We start from the raw sequence: 14,778 nt of genomic DNA on the forward strand, positions 1-14,778 counted from the left end.
GCTTATAATTCTGCGTGTTACCTCCGCTTAATTAATTTTTTTAAAATATAAAATATATTTTATTTCCAGCCTGATTTTTATCCCTCCTGATTATTAATCCTCAACAAACCCTCTCAGCAAAATAATAAAGTGCGCGTTAAGACTTTTTTAATATCCGATGCGAGATCCGGATCACTGTTTATCCGGCGCGTTCAGGTTAGTTTCCTTGCCGCCGCCTGAGTAGTTTAATATCGCGCTCCGAGCGGAATAACCCATACTAAATTTTGATAATTTGGCAGCTTTTTAGATTATTATTTTAACCGGAGAGTACAATGCATATTCCTCAGGCAGCCGCAGAACCGCTTGCCGCTACGACGTGGCGTAAAACCGATACCGTCTGGATGCTGGGACTATACGGCACCGCCATCGGCGCAGGGGTGCTTTTCCTGCCGATCAATGCCGGCGTTGGCGGGTTAATTCCGCTGATTATTATGACCCTTCTCGCCTTCCCTATGACCTATTACGCCCATCGCGGGCTGACTCGTTTTGTGCTGTCGGGTAAAAATCCCGGCGAAGATATAACGGAAGTGGTGGAAGAACATTTTGGTCGCGGCGCAGGCAAGCTGATAACCCTGCTCTATTTTTTAGCTATCTATCCTATTCTGCTGGTTTACAGCGTGGCGATAACCAATACGGTAGAGAGTTTTCTGACGCATCAGCTGGGTATGATCAGCCCACCGCGTATGGTGCTGTCGCTGCTGTTGATCGTGGCGATGATGGCTATCGTGCGGTTTGGCGAACAGATGATCGTAAAAGCGATGAGCGTGCTGGTTTTTCCATTTGTCGCCGCGCTGATGGTGCTGGCCGTTTATCTGATCCCTCGCTGGAACAGCGCCGCGCTGGATACGCTTTCTTTTACTACGACCAGCTCAGGCAGCCTGATGTTGACGCTCTGGCTGGCGATACCGGTGATGGTATTTTCTTTTAACCATTCGCCAATTATCTCTTCTTTTGCCGTCGCCAAACGCAAAGAGTATGGCGCGGACGCCGAGCCGAAATGTTCCCGCATTCTGGCACGCGCGCACGGCATGATGGTGCTGACGGTGATGTTTTTTGTTTTCAGCTGCGTCCTCAGCCTGACGCCGGCCGATCTGGCCGCGGCTAAAGCGCAAAATATCTCCATTCTTTCTTATCTGGCCAATCATTTTAACGCCCCGGTTATCGCCTGGATGGCGCCGATTATCGCCATGATCGCTATAACAAAATCTTTCCTGGGACACTATTTAGGCGCGCGCGAGGGGTTTAACGGCATCGTAGCAAAATCGTTGCGCTCCGTCGGAAAAGAGATCGAGCCGAAAAAGCTTAACCGCCTGACGGCGCTGTTTATGCTGCTGACCTGCTGGCTTGTCGCCACGCTGAATCCCAGCATTCTGGGCATTATCGAAACGCTCGGCGGGCCGGTGATCGCCATGATCCTGTTCCTGATGCCGATGTATGCGATCCGCAGGATCCCGGCGATGCAGCAGTATCGCGGCCACCTCAGCAACCTTTTCGTGGTGCTGGCAGGCCTGGTCGCCATTTCGGGCATTGTTTACTCACTGATGAATTGATCGGCCGGGCCTTCTCTTTTCGCGCGGAGTTTTTATGATTAGCGTTTTCGACATGTTTAAAATCGGTATCGGGCCTTCCAGCTCGCATACCGTCGGGCCAATGAAGGCCGGTAAAACTTTTATTGATGAATTAATTGCCCACCATCTGCTCCTTGACGCCACCTCGCTGGTTGTCGATTTATACGGCTCGCTTGCGGCGACGGGCAAAGGGCACAATACCGACACCGCTATTATTATGGGGCTGGCCGGCTGGCTGCCGGAAAGCGTCAATATTGATGCCATTGCGCCTTTTATGCAGCAGCTGGCTGCTACGGGTCGTCTTCCCCTGGCTGAAGGCAAACACGAAGTCGCCTTTCCGCTTGAGCAGTGCATGGTTTTTCACAGCGTGAATTTGCCGCTTCATGAAAACGGGATGCGTATTACCGCCTTTGCCGGTTCCCGGCGCCTGTTGACCAGAGTCTACTATTCCGTGGGCGGCGGCTTTATCGTTGATGAAGCGCATTTTCATCAGCCACGGCAAAGCGCCGTTGCGGTGCCCTGGCCCTATAAAAATTCCGCCGACCTGCGCCAGCACTGCGCCGAAACCGGGCTGTCGCTTTCCGGGCTGATGATGCAAAACGAGCGGGCTTTACATTCTCCGCAGGAGTTGGATGCTTACCTGTTGCGGTTGTGGGAAGTCATGAGCAACGGCATTGCTCGCGGCATGACTACGGAAGGCATTATGCCAGGCCGTTTGCGGGTGCCGCGTCGTGCGGCAGCCCTGCGCCGCACGCTGGTCAGCAGCGATAAAACCACCAGCGATCCCCTGGCGGTAGTTGACTGGATCAATATGTTTGCGTTGGCGGTCAGCGAGGAAAACGCCACGGGCGGCCGCGTGGTAACCGCACCGACCAACGGCGCCTGCGGTATTATCCCGGCGGTGCTTGCCTATTACGATAAGTTTATTCGTGAAGTCAACGCCGGTTCGCTGGCTCGCTTTATCCTGGCCGCCAGCGCTATTGGCTCGCTGTATAAGATGAACGCCTCGATTTCGGGCGCGGAAGTAGGCTGCCAGGGAGAAGTGGGCGTCGCCTGCTCCATGGCCGCCGCCGGGCTGGCCGAACTGCTGGGCGGCAGCCCAGCCCAGGTTTGCATCGCGGCGGAGATTGCCATGGAGCATAACCTTGGGCTGACCTGCGATCCGGTGGCGGGCCAGGTGCAGGTACCCTGCATTGAGCGCAACGCCATCGCGGCCGTCAAAGCGGTTAACGCGGCACGGATGGCGCTTTATCGCGTCAGCGAGCCTCGGGTCTGTCTGGATAAGGTGATTGAAACCATGTATGAAACGGGAAAAGATATGAATGCTAAATATCGTGAGACTTCTCGTGGCGGCCTGGCAATTAAAGTGGTCACCGCCAGTTAAGCCAGGGTTGGCTTAGCCGTATCGATCGTTGCCCTGTTTGGCCCGCGTCATAACCACGCGGGCTTTTTATCGCTTTAGAAAGGCGCGCGCCTGTCGCGTTTGGTTGCTGCACATAGCCTGAAAGGCGCATATCCGTTGTTTCAGGCTGGTTTTATAAGGCACGCATCTTTTGTTCCTGGCCAGTTGCCAGAGTTTTTAACAAAGGCTCGTTCCTGGCCGGTTGCCAGAGTTTTTACTAAAGGCATGAACCTTTCGTTTCGGGCTGCTTCTACAGCGCTTCACCCCGCTCGCCCGTTTGTTCTTCTCCTGGCCTGGTTTGACTTTTCAGTAGCGCCCAGCCGCTGAGCAGCGTCAGTGCCATCAGGTAATAGCCCGGTGCCAGGCTGGTGCCGGTCGCGCTAATCAGCAACGTACAGATCAGCGGCGCAAAACCACCAAACAAGGTCACAGCGACGTTGTAACTAATCGCCATACCGCTGGCGCGCGTGGTCACCGGGAAGAGATCGGCCATCATTGACGGCACCACTGAGAAGTAGACCGATTTCAGCAGCGCCAACCAGCCGACCAGCAACAGCAGCCTGCCCGCCGTCGGCTGGTTCACCACCAGCGCGAAAGCCGGATAAATAGTTACCAGCAGCAGCGACAGCGAGCCCCACATCAGCGGCCTGCGCCCGATTTTTTCCGCCCACAGCCCCATCAGCGGCGTGACCACCGTCAGGATTATGCCCGCAAGCAGCGTGGCGCTGAAGGCCGTGGTCGCAGAAAGATGCAGGCTTTTGGTGGCGTAGGTCGGCACGTAGTTAAGCATATAGTTGATGCCGGTTGAAATAATCATCAGGCCGATCGCCAGCAGCATCAGGCTTTTCTGCTGCCCTGCCAACAGCCGAAGCGGCGAGCGAATTTTCTCGCGGCGGCTGAAGCTTTCCGGCTCGTGCAAATGACGACGAATGTACAGCCCGACCGGGCCAATCAGCAGGCCGAAGGCAAAAGGAAGGCGCCAGCCCCAGCTTTCCATCTGCGCCTCGCTCAGAGAGTGTGCCAGCCCAAGACCAAACGCCGAAGCCATCAGCGTGCTGGCTCCCTGAGTGGCGAACTGCCAGCTGGCGATAAAAGCGCGGCGCTGCGGGAAGTGCTCAACCAGGAAAGCCGTCGAGCTGCCGAATTCGCCGCCGGCGGAAAAACCCTGGATCAGGCGAGCCAGCAGCACCAACACCGGCGCGGCCAGGCCGATAGTGGCGTAAGCGGGCATAAGAACAATGATAGCGCCGCCCAGCATCATCAGGGAAATGGACATCAGCAGCGCTTTTTTGCGCCCGACGCGATCGGCATAGGCGCCCAGCACCACCGCGCCAAGCGGGCGGATCAGAAAAGAAACGCCAAAACTGCCGAAGGTCAGCAGCAGCGACACCGCCGGATCCGCCGTGGGGAAAAAAGCCTGCGCGATATAGCTGGCGAAGAAGCCATAAATCGCAATATCGAACCACTCCAGCGCGTTGCCGATACAGGTGGCGAACAGCGTTTTATACAGGTTGGGCGTGGCCGCTACAGAACGCTGCTGGTCGATTAAGGTACTCATTGCGCGCCTCCTTGCTGCTGCCTGAACCGCTGGTGGCTGGCAATCAGTTCGCTGCCCTTCTCGCCCAGATCCCACAGCAGCCGGGTCATTATCTGCAAACCCTCACGCGCAACAGATTGCAGCATGTGTTCATCCACGGCGTGTTGGCCGCAGGCCGGATAGGAGTGCGGGATCCAGAGCGTGGGCAGGTTCAGAATATGCGCGAAGACGTCATTCGGCAGTGAACCGCCCAGGTTTGGCAGCAGCGCGGGCTTTTTGCCGCTGACCTGCTGGATTGCCTCCAGCGCCCAGCCCACCAGCGGATTGCGCGGATCGAGCCGGGTTGCTGGCGAGCCGCGCAGCATCTTCACTTCTACCTGGCTGAATCCTGCTGCGGCCAGGTGCTCACACAGGTGACGCTCAATGTTTTCCCAGTCGGTGCCCGGCACAAAACGCAGCTGGCAGACCGCCGTTGCGCTGCCGGGAATAGCGTTCATTGGCCGCGCCGGATTGCCCGTCAGAAAGGACAGCATCTCCAGAGTGTTCCAGCCATAGAGCCGTTCAGTGGGCGTCAGCCCCGCTTCGCCCCATTGCGCATCGATCTGCGGGCCGTTGACATCCTGTTGCAGGGTAATGTCGCTCAGGATCGCGCGGATCTCTTCCGTCAGCGCCGGCGGCTTCAGCGACGCAACCTGAAGCTGGCCGTGCTGGTTCACCAGAGAGGAAAAAGCGTTCGCCAGCTGGGTGCCAGGATTGCTGAGCAGGCCGCCCCAGTTGCCGGAATGGTAGTCGCGATCGCGGGCGTTGATGCTCAGCCGAACGTTTACCGCCCCGCGCGAGCCAAGAAACAGCGTGGGCCTTTCGGCGCTCAGCCTGGGGCCGTCAGAGGCGATAAAAATATCTGCGCCGAGCAGTTCCGGGTTTTCGCGACAGATTTGCGCCAGGCCGGGCGAGCTGATCTCTTCGCCCATTTCGAACAAAAATTTGCAGTTAAACCCCAGCCTGCCGCCGCGAGCCGCGTAGATCTGTTCGAGCGCGGCGATATTGACCGAGTGCTGGCCTTTGTTGTCCGCGCTGCCCCGCCCGTACCAGCGGTCGCCCTCTTCCGTCAGCCGCCACGGAGCCAGCCCTTCGCGCCAGTTTTCGTCGTCGCCGAACACTACGTCGCCGTGTCCGTAGCAGAGCAGCGTCGGCAGCGCGGCGTCTTCAATACGCGAGGCCAGCAGAAACGGGTAGCGCGGCGCCTGAGGATTATCGATTGCGATTAGCTCAAAGCCCATTGCCTGCATGGCCGGGGCGATTTCCTGCTGCAGGTAGCGCTGGATCTCCGCCTCGCGGTTCTCCCGCTGGCTTTCGGAACGAATGGCGATGCGTCTGGCCAGCACCTGTTTAAACTCACCGCGGTCAAACCATGCCATGGCCTGCGTCAGAAGCTGCTCGAGGGTCATAAGTCACCTGTGTTTGCTTTTATAGTGTTATGGCTTCCATCTAAGCTAAAATCTGGCTTTGCCACAATTATAAAAATATCAAACAAGCTTTGCTGCAAAAGCAAAGGTTCGCTGCACTACCAGGCAGCATGCACCATAAAGAGGCAGGTTTATGCTTAGTCCTGAAGTCCGCTATTTTCTGGCCGTCGCCAGTACAGGTTCGCTTAGCGCCGCCAGCCAGCAGCTGTTTGTGGCCGTTTCGGCTATCAGTCGTCAGATCCAGCGTCTGGAGGCGGATATTGGCGCGCCGCTGTTTGAGCGCCATGCGCGTGGTATGATCCTTAACGATGCGGGCAGAATTTTTGAGGGTCACGTCAGGCGAAGCCTGCTGGGCATGGAGCAGGCAAAAGCGGAAATCAAAGGCCTGAAGGCGGTACGGCGCACGGCGCTGCGCGTCGCCTGTACCGACGGCATGGCGTTCAGCCTGCTGCCGGGGCTGTGTTCGCGGTTCCGTCAGCTCAATCCGGCGGTCAGCTTTAACCTGACCGTAGGAAGCGTTGAGGAGGTGGCGGATATTTTGCGCCAGGGCGAATGCGATGTGGCTTTTCAGTTCAGCCTGCATCCGGAGCGCGGCGTCGAGGTGCTGGGCTCCTGGCCCGCGCCGGTGCTGATGGTGATGCGTAAAGACCATCCGCTGGCGGAAAAGTCGATCCGGCTGCAGGATTTATCCGCCTGGCCGATGGCGCTGCCCGATCGCGCTACCACGGTGCGCCAGCTGTTTGATCTCTCCTGTCAGATGAACGGCACCTTTATCGAGCCGGTACTCACCTGCAATAATTTCAGCACGCTCTATGCATTTTTACAGCAAAACCCGATGGCGATCACGCTATGCAGCCCGTTCACGGTGCTGTTCCAGTACGCCGGGCTGGATCTGGCGCTGCGTTCTCTCGGGATCGATCAGCTGACCCAGCGTACATTGCAGGTTCAGACCGTGACCGGCCGTCAGCGTTCAGCGGCGCTGAATCTGTTCCTTGCCTATGCCTGCGAAGAATTAGGCAAGCACAGCGGGAACGGGCGCTGAAATGGCCCGCTCCCGCGCCGAATAGCCGCGGCTATTTAAGATCGACCTGCCAGAAAAGGTGTTTGCCAAAAGGATCAACCTGATAGCCCGTCACCTCTTTGCGTACCGGTTCAAAAATGGTGGAATGGGCAATCATCACCGCCGGCATTTGATCGTGCATCATCTGCTGCGCCTGGCGGTAAAGGACCACGCGCTTCTGATGATCCTGTTCCGAGCGCGCCTCAGTAATCAGCGCATCAAACGGCTTGTAACACCACTTAGCCGAATTCGATCCGCCTTTCGTCGCGGTACAGCTGAACAGCGGCCCGAAGAAATTATCCGGATCGCCTGTTGCGATGGTCCAGCCCATCAGCGCCGCCTGATGCTCGCCGTTTTTAACGCGCTGCAGATACTCGCCCCATTCAAAGGTGACGATATGGGCGTTGATGCCCACTTTTTGCCAGTCGGCCTGGATCATCTCCGCCATACGGCGCGCGTTGGGGTTGTAAGGCCGCTGAACCGGCATCGCCCACAGCTCTATGGCGGTGCCCGGCGCCACGCCCGCCTCTTTTAACAGCGCTTTAGCGCGCTGCGGATCGTAAGGATAATCCTGTAAATCGCTGGCGGCGCTCCAGACGTCAGGCGGCAGCAAATTTTTTGCCGTCGTGCCCGTACCCTGAAAAATAGCGTCGATAATCGCAGGTTTGTTGATCGCCATCGCCAGCGCCTGGCGCACCCGGACGTTATCCGTCGGGGCTTTTTGCGTGTTAAACGCCAGAAAGCCCGTGTTGAGTCCGGGTTTTTGCATCACCACCAGATTGCTGTCCGCCCGTATTTTGGGCAAATCGGCCGGGTTGGGAAACGGCATCACCTGGCATTCATTTTTGGTCAGCTTGGCGAGACGTACCGAGGCATCCGGGGTAATAGAGAAAACCAGCCTGTCCAGCTTCGCTTTCCCCTGCCAGTATTCAGGGAAAGCGCGGTAAAGAATGCGCGAATCTTTCTGATACTGCGCGAGCACAAAAGGCCCGGTGCCGAGCGGATCGCTGTCGACCTTCTCCGGCGTGCCCGCTTTCAGCATGGCATCGGCATAGTCAGCCGAAAGAATAGAAGCAAAATACCAGGCCAGATCGGCCAGAAACGGCGCTTCGGCATGGGCCAGCGTAAAGCGCACGGTGTGCTCGTCCAGTTTCTCGATATTTTTAATCAGCGAGCCGAACTCCAGGCTTTCAAAGTTGGCGTAGGTGCCGCCGGAAACGTTGTGATAAGGGTGCTGCGGATCTTTCTGCCGCATAAAAGAAAAAATTACGTCGTCTGCGCCAAAATCGCGCGTGGGATGAAAATAGCGGTTGCTTTGAAATTTTACGCCTTTGCGTAAATGAAAGGTGTAAACGGTGCCGTCAGCACTGATATCCCAGCTTTCTGCCAGGCTTGGCATAAGTTCAGTGGTGCCGGGCTTAAAGTCCACCAGCCGGTTATAAACGGTTGCGGCGCTGGCATCTACGCTGGTGCCTGACGTATAAAGCTGCGGATTAAAATTTTCTGGCGATCCCTCCGAGCAGAATACCAGCGTATTGGCCGCCGCGCCCGTTGCCGCTGCCAGTAGCATAGCGGCTGTTACTCCTTTCAATACCGATTGCTTCATCCCCTTCTCCCCTGATTAACAGATTAAGTCAGTGCCGGATATCAATGCCGTGAAGCCTGAGTCGGAATCAAGCCGCAAACCACTATTAACCTTGTTTTATCCAAATAGCAAAGGGAATTCGGTTTGATATTTATCCATACAACTTACTGATGTTACGGTTAATCCTGAATGCGCGCCCCGGCAGAAGCGAAATAAAATAGCGCGTTGGAGATAACGCTGATTAAACAGACCTGCTGTTAAGATCGGCCAGGTTATTCAGAGGATGTTTACCGAGGGGATTTAATTAACGGGTAATTAGCAACACATTGCCAGTGCGCTATAAAGATATTTTCAGTAGAAAGAAGAAATAATACCCTGCCGGGCGGCAGGGTATCGGGGCCCGATTAGTTCAGCTTATAATCCAGCGTAATTTCCGCATTCATCAACTGGGAAACCGGACAGCCCGCTTTGGCCTGATTGATGATTTCATCAAACTTAGCGCTGTCGACGCCCGGCAGGGCGATCTGGCTCTGCAGCGCGATTTTGGTAATCTTAAAGCCTTCGCCAACTTTATCCAGCGAGACGTCCGCCGTGGTGTCAATGCTGTCCGGCACCAGACCTTCGTTGCCCAGCATCAGCGAGAGCGCCATCGAGAAGCAGGCAGCGTGTGCCGCGCCGATCAGCTCTTCCGGGTTAGTGCCCGGCTTGCCTTCAAAGCGGGTGTTGAAACCGTAAGGCTGTTCTTTCAGCGCGCCGCTTTCGGTGCTGATAGTGCCCTTACCTTTCTTGATATCGCCTTCCCAGTGTGCCTGACCTTTCTTATGAATAGTCATCAATATCCTCCCGTTTGCTTTGCGTGAAGGGTAAGTATAGTGACTTTTCAGCAGTTTGCTGACGAAGCACTTGCAAATGCTCATTTACTAACCGTTAATAGAAGGAGACCACAGGAGAAATACCATGTTTAAAACTGATGATATTGTGCAAAGTAAAACCGGCGGCCCAAAGATGGTGGTATTGCAGGTTAAAGGCGAGACGCTTTATTGTGCCAGAGTGGATGACGCCGACAAAAAAGAGATCGAGGTGCCTGCCAGCTCGGTCAATCTTTACCATGAAGACGGCGACTTTGGCGTTTGCTGATAAGCAGGGCCGCCCGGCCCTTTTCTTCTCTTAAGCACAGGATTGTCTATGTCTCAGCAACTGGCCAGCCAGTTAACCAGCCGTTTTTTCCGCTATCTTGCCGTCACCAGCCAGAGCGATGCCGCCGCGACCAGCCTGCCCAGCACGCCCGGTCAGCAGACGCTGGCTAACCTGCTGGCGGAAGAGCTGCGCGCCCTGCGGCTGGAAAATGTGCAGGTCGATGAATGCGCGACCGTTACCGCTGTCCTGCCCGGCAAGGCGCCGGGCGCGCCGCGTATCGGTTTTATCACCCATATCGACACCGTCGATGTCGGCCTCTCGCCCCATATTCACCCGCAGATTTTGCGCTTTGAAGGCCAGGATCTCTGCCTCAACAGTGAACAGGAGATCTGGCTGCGGGTAGCTGAACACCCGGAGATCGTCCCTTATCAGCATGAGGAAATTATCTTTAGCGACGGCACCAGCGTGCTGGGCGCCGATAATAAGGCGGCCGTTACGGTCGTGATGACGCTCCTGGAAAACCTCCGCGACGCAGCGACGCACGGCGATATCGTGGTCGCCTTTGTGCCTGATGAAGAGATCGGCCTGCGCGGTGCCAAAGCGCTGGATCTGGAGAAACGCTTTAACGTCGATTTCGCTTATACCATTGACTGCTGCGAGCTGGGCGAAGTGGTCTATGAAAATTTCAACGCGGCGTCGGCGGATATCCGCTTCACCGGCGTGCCGGCGCATCCGATGTCAGGCAAAGGCGTACTGGTGAATCCCCTGCTGATGGCCTGGGATTTTATCAGCCATTTTGACCGCCGCCAGACGCCGGAGCACACGGCCGGACGTGAAGGCTATATCTGGTTTAACGAGATGACGGCAAACGCGAGCGAGGCAAGACTAAAAGCCTCTATCCGTGATTTCGGGCTGACGGGCTTTGCGCAACGCAAGCAGCAAATCAGCGAGGTCGCCGCCTTGATTGCCGGACAGTATCCGACCGGCAAGGTGGAGGTCAGCATCAGCGAGATTTACAGCAATATCAGCAACGCTATCGGCGAAGATCGACGAGCGATAGATCTGCTGTTTGCCGCGCTGGAGACGCTGAACATTACCGCGAAGGTTACGCCGATGCGCGGCGGAACCGACGGCGCGGCGCTGTCGGCGAAGGGCCTGCTGACGCCAAACTTTTTTACCGGCGCGCACAACTTCCATTCCCGCTTTGAATTCCTGCCGGTCTCCTCCTTTGTGAAGTCTTATCAGGTGGCAGAGCAGCTTTGCCTGCTGGCCGCGCGGCAGGCATAAAAAAAGCGCCGGGTTACGGCGCTTCAGGCTAAGGCATAACGAGGATCAGAAAGAGACCCAGTCATCGGCGCTGGCTTTCGCCACGGCTGGCCGTGCGCTAATCGGCGCGGCCTTGACGTAAGGCGTCGGTGACGGCCTGGCGGCTGTAGCCGGTGAGAGACGGAACTTAGAAACGGAGAGCGTCAGCTCTTCGGTCTGGCGCTCCAGCGCGCTGGCCGCTGTAGAAACCTCTTCCACCAGCGAGGCGTTTTGCTGCGTCACGCTGTCCATTTCGGTAATGGCGGTGCCAATCTGCGAAATGCCCTTGCTTTGCTCTTCCGAAGCGGAGGCGATCTGCTTCATGATCTCCACAACTTCCGCTACCGCCTGTAGCATGTCGTCCATGGTGCTACCGGCTTCGCCAACCAGTCGGGATCCCTGATTCACGCGAGTAACGGAATCCGCAATCAGCGTTTCAATCTCTTTAGCCGCCCCGGCGCTGCGCTGGGCAAGGTTGCGCACTTCGCTGGCTACCACGGCGAAACCACGGCCCTGCTCGCCTGCCCGCGCCGCCTCTACCGCTGCGTTCAGCGCCAGAATGTTGGTCTGGAAAGCGATGCTGTTAATCACGCTGGTGATTTCCGCAATCTTGCGAGAACTGCCGGAAATGCCCTGCATGGTATCCACCACGTCTTTTACCAGCTTGCCGCCCTTGCTGGCGGTGGTTGAGGCGCTCTGCGCCAGTTCGCTGGCCTGACGCGCGTTATCGGCGTTGAATTTCACGGTGGCCGTTAATTGCTCCATGCTCGCGGCGGTTTCTTCCAGCGCGGCGGCCTGCTGTTCGGTGCGAGAGGAAAGATCGTTGTTACCGGAAGAGATTTCCGCCGCGCCACGGTAGATATTATCCGTGCCGCTGCGGATGGCGCTGACGGCTTCCCGCAGGCTATCCTGCATGGCGCGCAGTAGCGGCATCAGCTTGCCAACGCAGTTGCGGCCGATATCTTCCAGCGGATGGCTCAAATCGCCCTCGGCGATGCGGCGGAAGTGCTCGCGCATTCCATCCAGCGGGCGCACCAGCATTTTTACCAGGTAGCGGTCGGTAAAAAGCAGGATCAGCAGGCCGGCAATCACCGCCATAACAATGATCATTTTAGTCATATCGGTCAGGTGATCGACGGTGACGCGCGTCACGTCCAGCTTTTCGCCAGCGGCAAGATTGAATTTATCCACGCTGGCGCCAAAAGCGCGGCTGAGCGGCGGCGTCACGCTGGCGGCATGACGACGGAAATCGTCCAGCGACGCCTGCTGTGCCAGCTGCATCTGCGGCAGAACCCCTTCGTCCAACAGTTTCTGCCAGCTGGCGATGACGGCAGCAGCGTAGCCTGGCGCCAGTGGGCCTGGCGCTTCGGCTTTGAAATCGGCCAGCAGCTTGGTCATGTTATCCAGCGCTTTTTGTACCGAGGCCATATCCGCAGCCGCCGTTGGGCTTCCCGCCTGGCGGGATTCCACTGCGCGCGTCAGACGAGTAATAAAGCGAAAATATTGATCGTTGCCCTTGCTCAGGGTGGTCATCTGGTTCACCAGCTCACGGTCAACCTCGTTGCCCTGGCCCAGCGAATTCAGCGCGCAGACGCTGTAAATGCCCACTGCCGTCCATAGCAGGCAGAAAAGCCCGAGGATCGACAGCATTACGCTGCGGATGGTAAAATCTTTTAGCAAATTCATAACTACTCCGTAACGATGTTAAAACCCGAGTGCTCGTCCTGCGTGGTGGACGCTTGACAGGAGTTATCGGCATCGCCAACAAAATCATGAGTAATTATTTCTTTCTTATTCAGGGCGTTACTGACTATAACGCAGCGTTAAGTCCTTGCTGCGCCTGTTATTTGTTTTTTTAATCCGTTATAAATCCAGCGGGACGATGTTAAAAAATTATTCCCGGAGTTTAACAATATTTTTCATCAGCAGGCGAAACAGCTGCATCCGTCTGCGCATAAAGTTTTTCTCCAGCCTGAGCGTCGGGCCCGTTTCGCCGAAGCGCATCATTACGTCTGTGCCAGGCTGCCAAACCGGCCAGTTGGGTTCGCCTTCGAGCCGGTGAGAAAAGAGGCTGGCGTGGCGGGCAAAATTCAGCCAGTAACCGCTAACCTTTTTAGCAAACTCGCGATCGCCTGCGGTAAAGGGGCGATCGCCCATTTGCGTGGTCAGCTCGTCGAGGGTATTGAGCGTATAGGGGATCTCATTGCCGTGCCAGGTTCCGTCAGGATAAAGGTCACGCGAATTTTCTGATACGTAATCGAAGTAGTAGCGCCAGACAGGGATACCTTTGCGGGCGTGGGAGAGCGCGGCGATATAGCCCATGGCGGTAAAAGTCATATCACGCGCCACCTGCCTGCCGAGTTTGTCGTCATCATACAGGCCGTCGTACAGCAGGCGGATCATTTTCATACGCAATCCCAGGCGCTGCGTGGCGCGCAGCTGCCGGATAATCAGCGCGGGATCGACCCCAAAATAGCTGAGGACGCTGGCCTCATCGCTGTTGCTGCCGATCATTAACGGCAGTTTGTGCTGGGCGGCGTTGTTAAAGACTTTCAGCATGGGTACGGGTAAAACCCGATCGCCCGCTATCGCCACCGGGCCGTTAGCCAGCGAACTCTCCAGCGGCCAGAAGGCGTCGGCAGGCAGCGCGCGCAGCTGCTCCGCCGTGGCGTGCGGCAAATCAAAATGGCGGGCCAGCTTTTCGCCGTTTGCCAGCGCCTTTTCGCGCGGCAGATCGGGCAGCGCATAGGGGCTTTGCGCGATGCCTTTATGGAACAATCCAACCGAAAGCGGCGAGGAAAAAAGCGAAAGCACGCTGCGCGCGCCGGATGATTCTCCGAAGATCGTTACGTTATGCGGATTGCCGCCGAAGGCAGCGATATTACGCTGTATCCATTGCAAAGCAGCGATTTGATCCAGCAGCGCAAAATTATTGACGACTTCGCCCGGCGCATACTCTTTATCCAGCGCCGGATGCGCAAAAAATCCCAGATGACCCAGCCGATAGTTAAGGGTAACCACCACCACGCCCTGCGAGGCCAGCGGCTGGCCGATATAGGGCGCCAGGCCCGCTGCGCCAATGGTAAAACCGCCGCCGTGGATCCAGACCATGACCGGCATTGGGCCCGCCGGCTCCGTTTCCGGCGTCCAGACGTTCAGATAGAGACAATCCTCACTGAACGCGCCCGGATCGCCGCCGCCCACCGCCATGCAATATTGCCGGTTCTGCCAGCTGGCCGCCCCCCATGCCGTGGCGTCACGCTCTCCCTGCCACGGCGTTACCGGCTTCGGCGATCGCCAGCGATACTCGCCGACAGGCGGCGCGGCATAAGGTATTCCCCTGAAAACAAAAACGTCCTTATCCAGACTGCCGCACAGGGTCCCTTCTGCCGTCCTTATCCTTATCAAGCGTTCGTTTTTCATTGCTGCGTCCTGAGTAATCTGCTGACTATTATTTGCAAGCGCCACGGCAAAGTCCAACAGGTGACCTCATTTACAGAAAATGCTTACGGTTCCTTAACATTTGGATCATGCTCTTCCAATTTTTCTGATTATTAATCAAATGATTATTATTTATCGAACCGTTCAGTTCATGCTGTAATTTGCAGCCTGCTAATCAACAGAACCGGGAAATCAACGTCGTTCTTTTGCAAGGCGTAAGGGGATATTTACAGCCAAA

General features: G+C 56.6%; 11 protein-coding genes. 5 read left to right on the plus strand and 6 right to left on the minus strand.

Annotated features, from left to right (window positions below; translation table 11 throughout):
* The first annotated feature begins 311 nt into the window (after positions 1 to 311).
* Positions 312 to 1,589, plus strand: coding sequence for an HAAAP family serine/threonine permease (locus tag AB3U87_RS00085; protein ID WP_253454005.1), 1,278 nt, complete (start codon positions 312 to 314; stop codon positions 1,587 to 1,589).
* 34 nt (positions 1,590 to 1,623) lie between these two features.
* Complete coding sequence (locus AB3U87_RS00090) at positions 1,624 to 2,991, plus strand: L-serine ammonia-lyase (protein WP_394148020.1); 1,368 nt, start codon at positions 1,624 to 1,626, stop codon at positions 2,989 to 2,991.
* A gap of 268 nt (positions 2,992 to 3,259) precedes the next feature.
* Here AB3U87_RS00090 and AB3U87_RS00095 read toward each other — a convergent pair whose 3' ends face one another.
* Positions 3,260 to 4,567, minus strand: coding sequence for an MFS transporter (locus AB3U87_RS00095; RefSeq protein ID WP_253454001.1), 1,308 nt, complete (start codon positions 4,565 to 4,567; stop codon positions 3,260 to 3,262).
* On the minus strand, positions 4,564 to 5,994 hold the full coding sequence (locus AB3U87_RS00100) for a M20 family metallopeptidase (RefSeq protein ID WP_394148022.1): 1,431 nt from the start codon (positions 5,992 to 5,994) through the stop codon (positions 4,564 to 4,566). Before AB3U87_RS00100 ends, AB3U87_RS00095 begins: the two co-directional genes overlap by 4 nt.
* A 151-nt stretch (positions 5,995 to 6,145) precedes the next feature.
* Between AB3U87_RS00100 and AB3U87_RS00105 the strand changes: the two genes are divergently transcribed.
* Positions 6,146 to 7,054 (plus strand): LysR family transcriptional regulator, encoded by a 909-nt coding sequence (locus AB3U87_RS00105; protein ID WP_394148024.1) that lies wholly within the window; start codon positions 6,146 to 6,148, stop codon positions 7,052 to 7,054.
* 31 nt (positions 7,055 to 7,085) lie between these two features.
* Here AB3U87_RS00105 and AB3U87_RS00110 read toward each other — a convergent pair whose 3' ends face one another.
* Positions 7,086 to 8,642: an ABC transporter substrate-binding protein gene (locus AB3U87_RS00110; protein WP_394148026.1), complete on the minus strand. Its 1,557-nt coding sequence runs from the start codon at positions 8,640 to 8,642 to the stop codon at positions 7,086 to 7,088.
* Between the two features lie 419 nt (positions 8,643 to 9,061).
* Positions 9,062 to 9,490, minus strand: a complete 429-nt coding sequence (locus tag AB3U87_RS00115; RefSeq protein WP_125287630.1) for an OsmC family protein — start codon at positions 9,488 to 9,490, stop codon at positions 9,062 to 9,064.
* Positions 9,491 to 9,614: 124 nt separating this feature from the next.
* Here AB3U87_RS00115 and AB3U87_RS00120 point away from each other — a divergent pair, with 124 nt between their 5' ends.
* Complete coding sequence (locus AB3U87_RS00120) at positions 9,615 to 9,794, plus strand: DUF2158 domain-containing protein (protein WP_125287631.1); 180 nt, start codon at positions 9,615 to 9,617, stop codon at positions 9,792 to 9,794.
* A 48-nt stretch (positions 9,795 to 9,842) separates the two neighbouring features.
* Positions 9,843 to 11,081: a peptidase T gene (gene pepT / locus AB3U87_RS00125; RefSeq protein ID WP_394148028.1), complete on the plus strand. Its 1,239-nt coding sequence runs from the start codon at positions 9,843 to 9,845 to the stop codon at positions 11,079 to 11,081.
* A 45-nt stretch (positions 11,082 to 11,126) separates the two neighbouring features.
* Here pepT and AB3U87_RS00130 read toward each other — a convergent pair whose 3' ends face one another.
* A complete protein-coding gene (locus AB3U87_RS00130) occupies positions 11,127 to 12,785 on the minus strand; it encodes a methyl-accepting chemotaxis protein (protein ID WP_394148030.1) in 1,659 nt (552 codons plus the stop codon).
* Between the two features lie 207 nt (positions 12,786 to 12,992).
* Entirely contained in the window at positions 12,993 to 14,522 is a 1,530-nt protein-coding gene (locus AB3U87_RS00135) for a carboxylesterase/lipase family protein (protein ID WP_394148031.1), read from the minus strand.
* Between the last annotated feature and the right edge of the window lie 256 nt (positions 14,523 to 14,778).

Origin of the sequence: Erwinia plantamica (genome assembly GCF_043420595.1) — a bacterium.
Taxonomy (GTDB): domain Bacteria; phylum Pseudomonadota; class Gammaproteobacteria; order Enterobacterales; family Enterobacteriaceae; genus Erwinia; species Erwinia aeris.

What these genes read in the sequence shown, in the direction of transcription:
- AB3U87_RS00085 (WP_253454005.1), top strand. Translation starts at nt 312, where the DNA reads ATGCATATTCCTCAGGCAGCCGCAGAACCGCTTGCCGCTACGACGTGG.
- AB3U87_RS00090 (WP_394148020.1), top strand. Translation starts at nt 1,624, where the DNA reads ATGATTAGCGTTTTCGACATGTTTAAAATCGGTATCGGGCCTTCCAGC.
- AB3U87_RS00095 (WP_253454001.1), bottom strand. Translation starts at nt 4,567, where the DNA reads ATGAGTACCTTAATCGACCAGCAGCGTTCTGTAGCGGCCACGCCCAAC.
- AB3U87_RS00100 (WP_394148022.1), bottom strand. Translation starts at nt 5,994, where the DNA reads ATGACCCTCGAGCAGCTTCTGACGCAGGCCATGGCATGGTTTGACCGC.
- AB3U87_RS00105 (WP_394148024.1), top strand. Translation starts at nt 6,146, where the DNA reads ATGCTTAGTCCTGAAGTCCGCTATTTTCTGGCCGTCGCCAGTACAGGT.
- AB3U87_RS00110 (WP_394148026.1), bottom strand. Translation starts at nt 8,642, where the DNA reads ATGCTACTGGCAGCGGCAACGGGCGCGGCGGCCAATACGCTGGTATTC.
- AB3U87_RS00115 (WP_125287630.1), bottom strand. Translation starts at nt 9,490, where the DNA reads ATGACTATTCATAAGAAAGGTCAGGCACACTGGGAAGGCGATATCAAG.
- AB3U87_RS00120 (WP_125287631.1), top strand. Translation starts at nt 9,615, where the DNA reads ATGTTTAAAACTGATGATATTGTGCAAAGTAAAACCGGCGGCCCAAAG.
- pepT (WP_394148028.1), top strand. Translation starts at nt 9,843, where the DNA reads ATGTCTCAGCAACTGGCCAGCCAGTTAACCAGCCGTTTTTTCCGCTAT.
- AB3U87_RS00130 (WP_394148030.1), bottom strand. Translation starts at nt 12,785, where the DNA reads ATGAATTTGCTAAAAGATTTTACCATCCGCAGCGTAATGCTGTCGATC.
- AB3U87_RS00135 (WP_394148031.1), bottom strand. Translation starts at nt 14,522, where the DNA reads ATGAAAAACGAACGCTTGATAAGGATAAGGACGGCAGAAGGGACCCTG.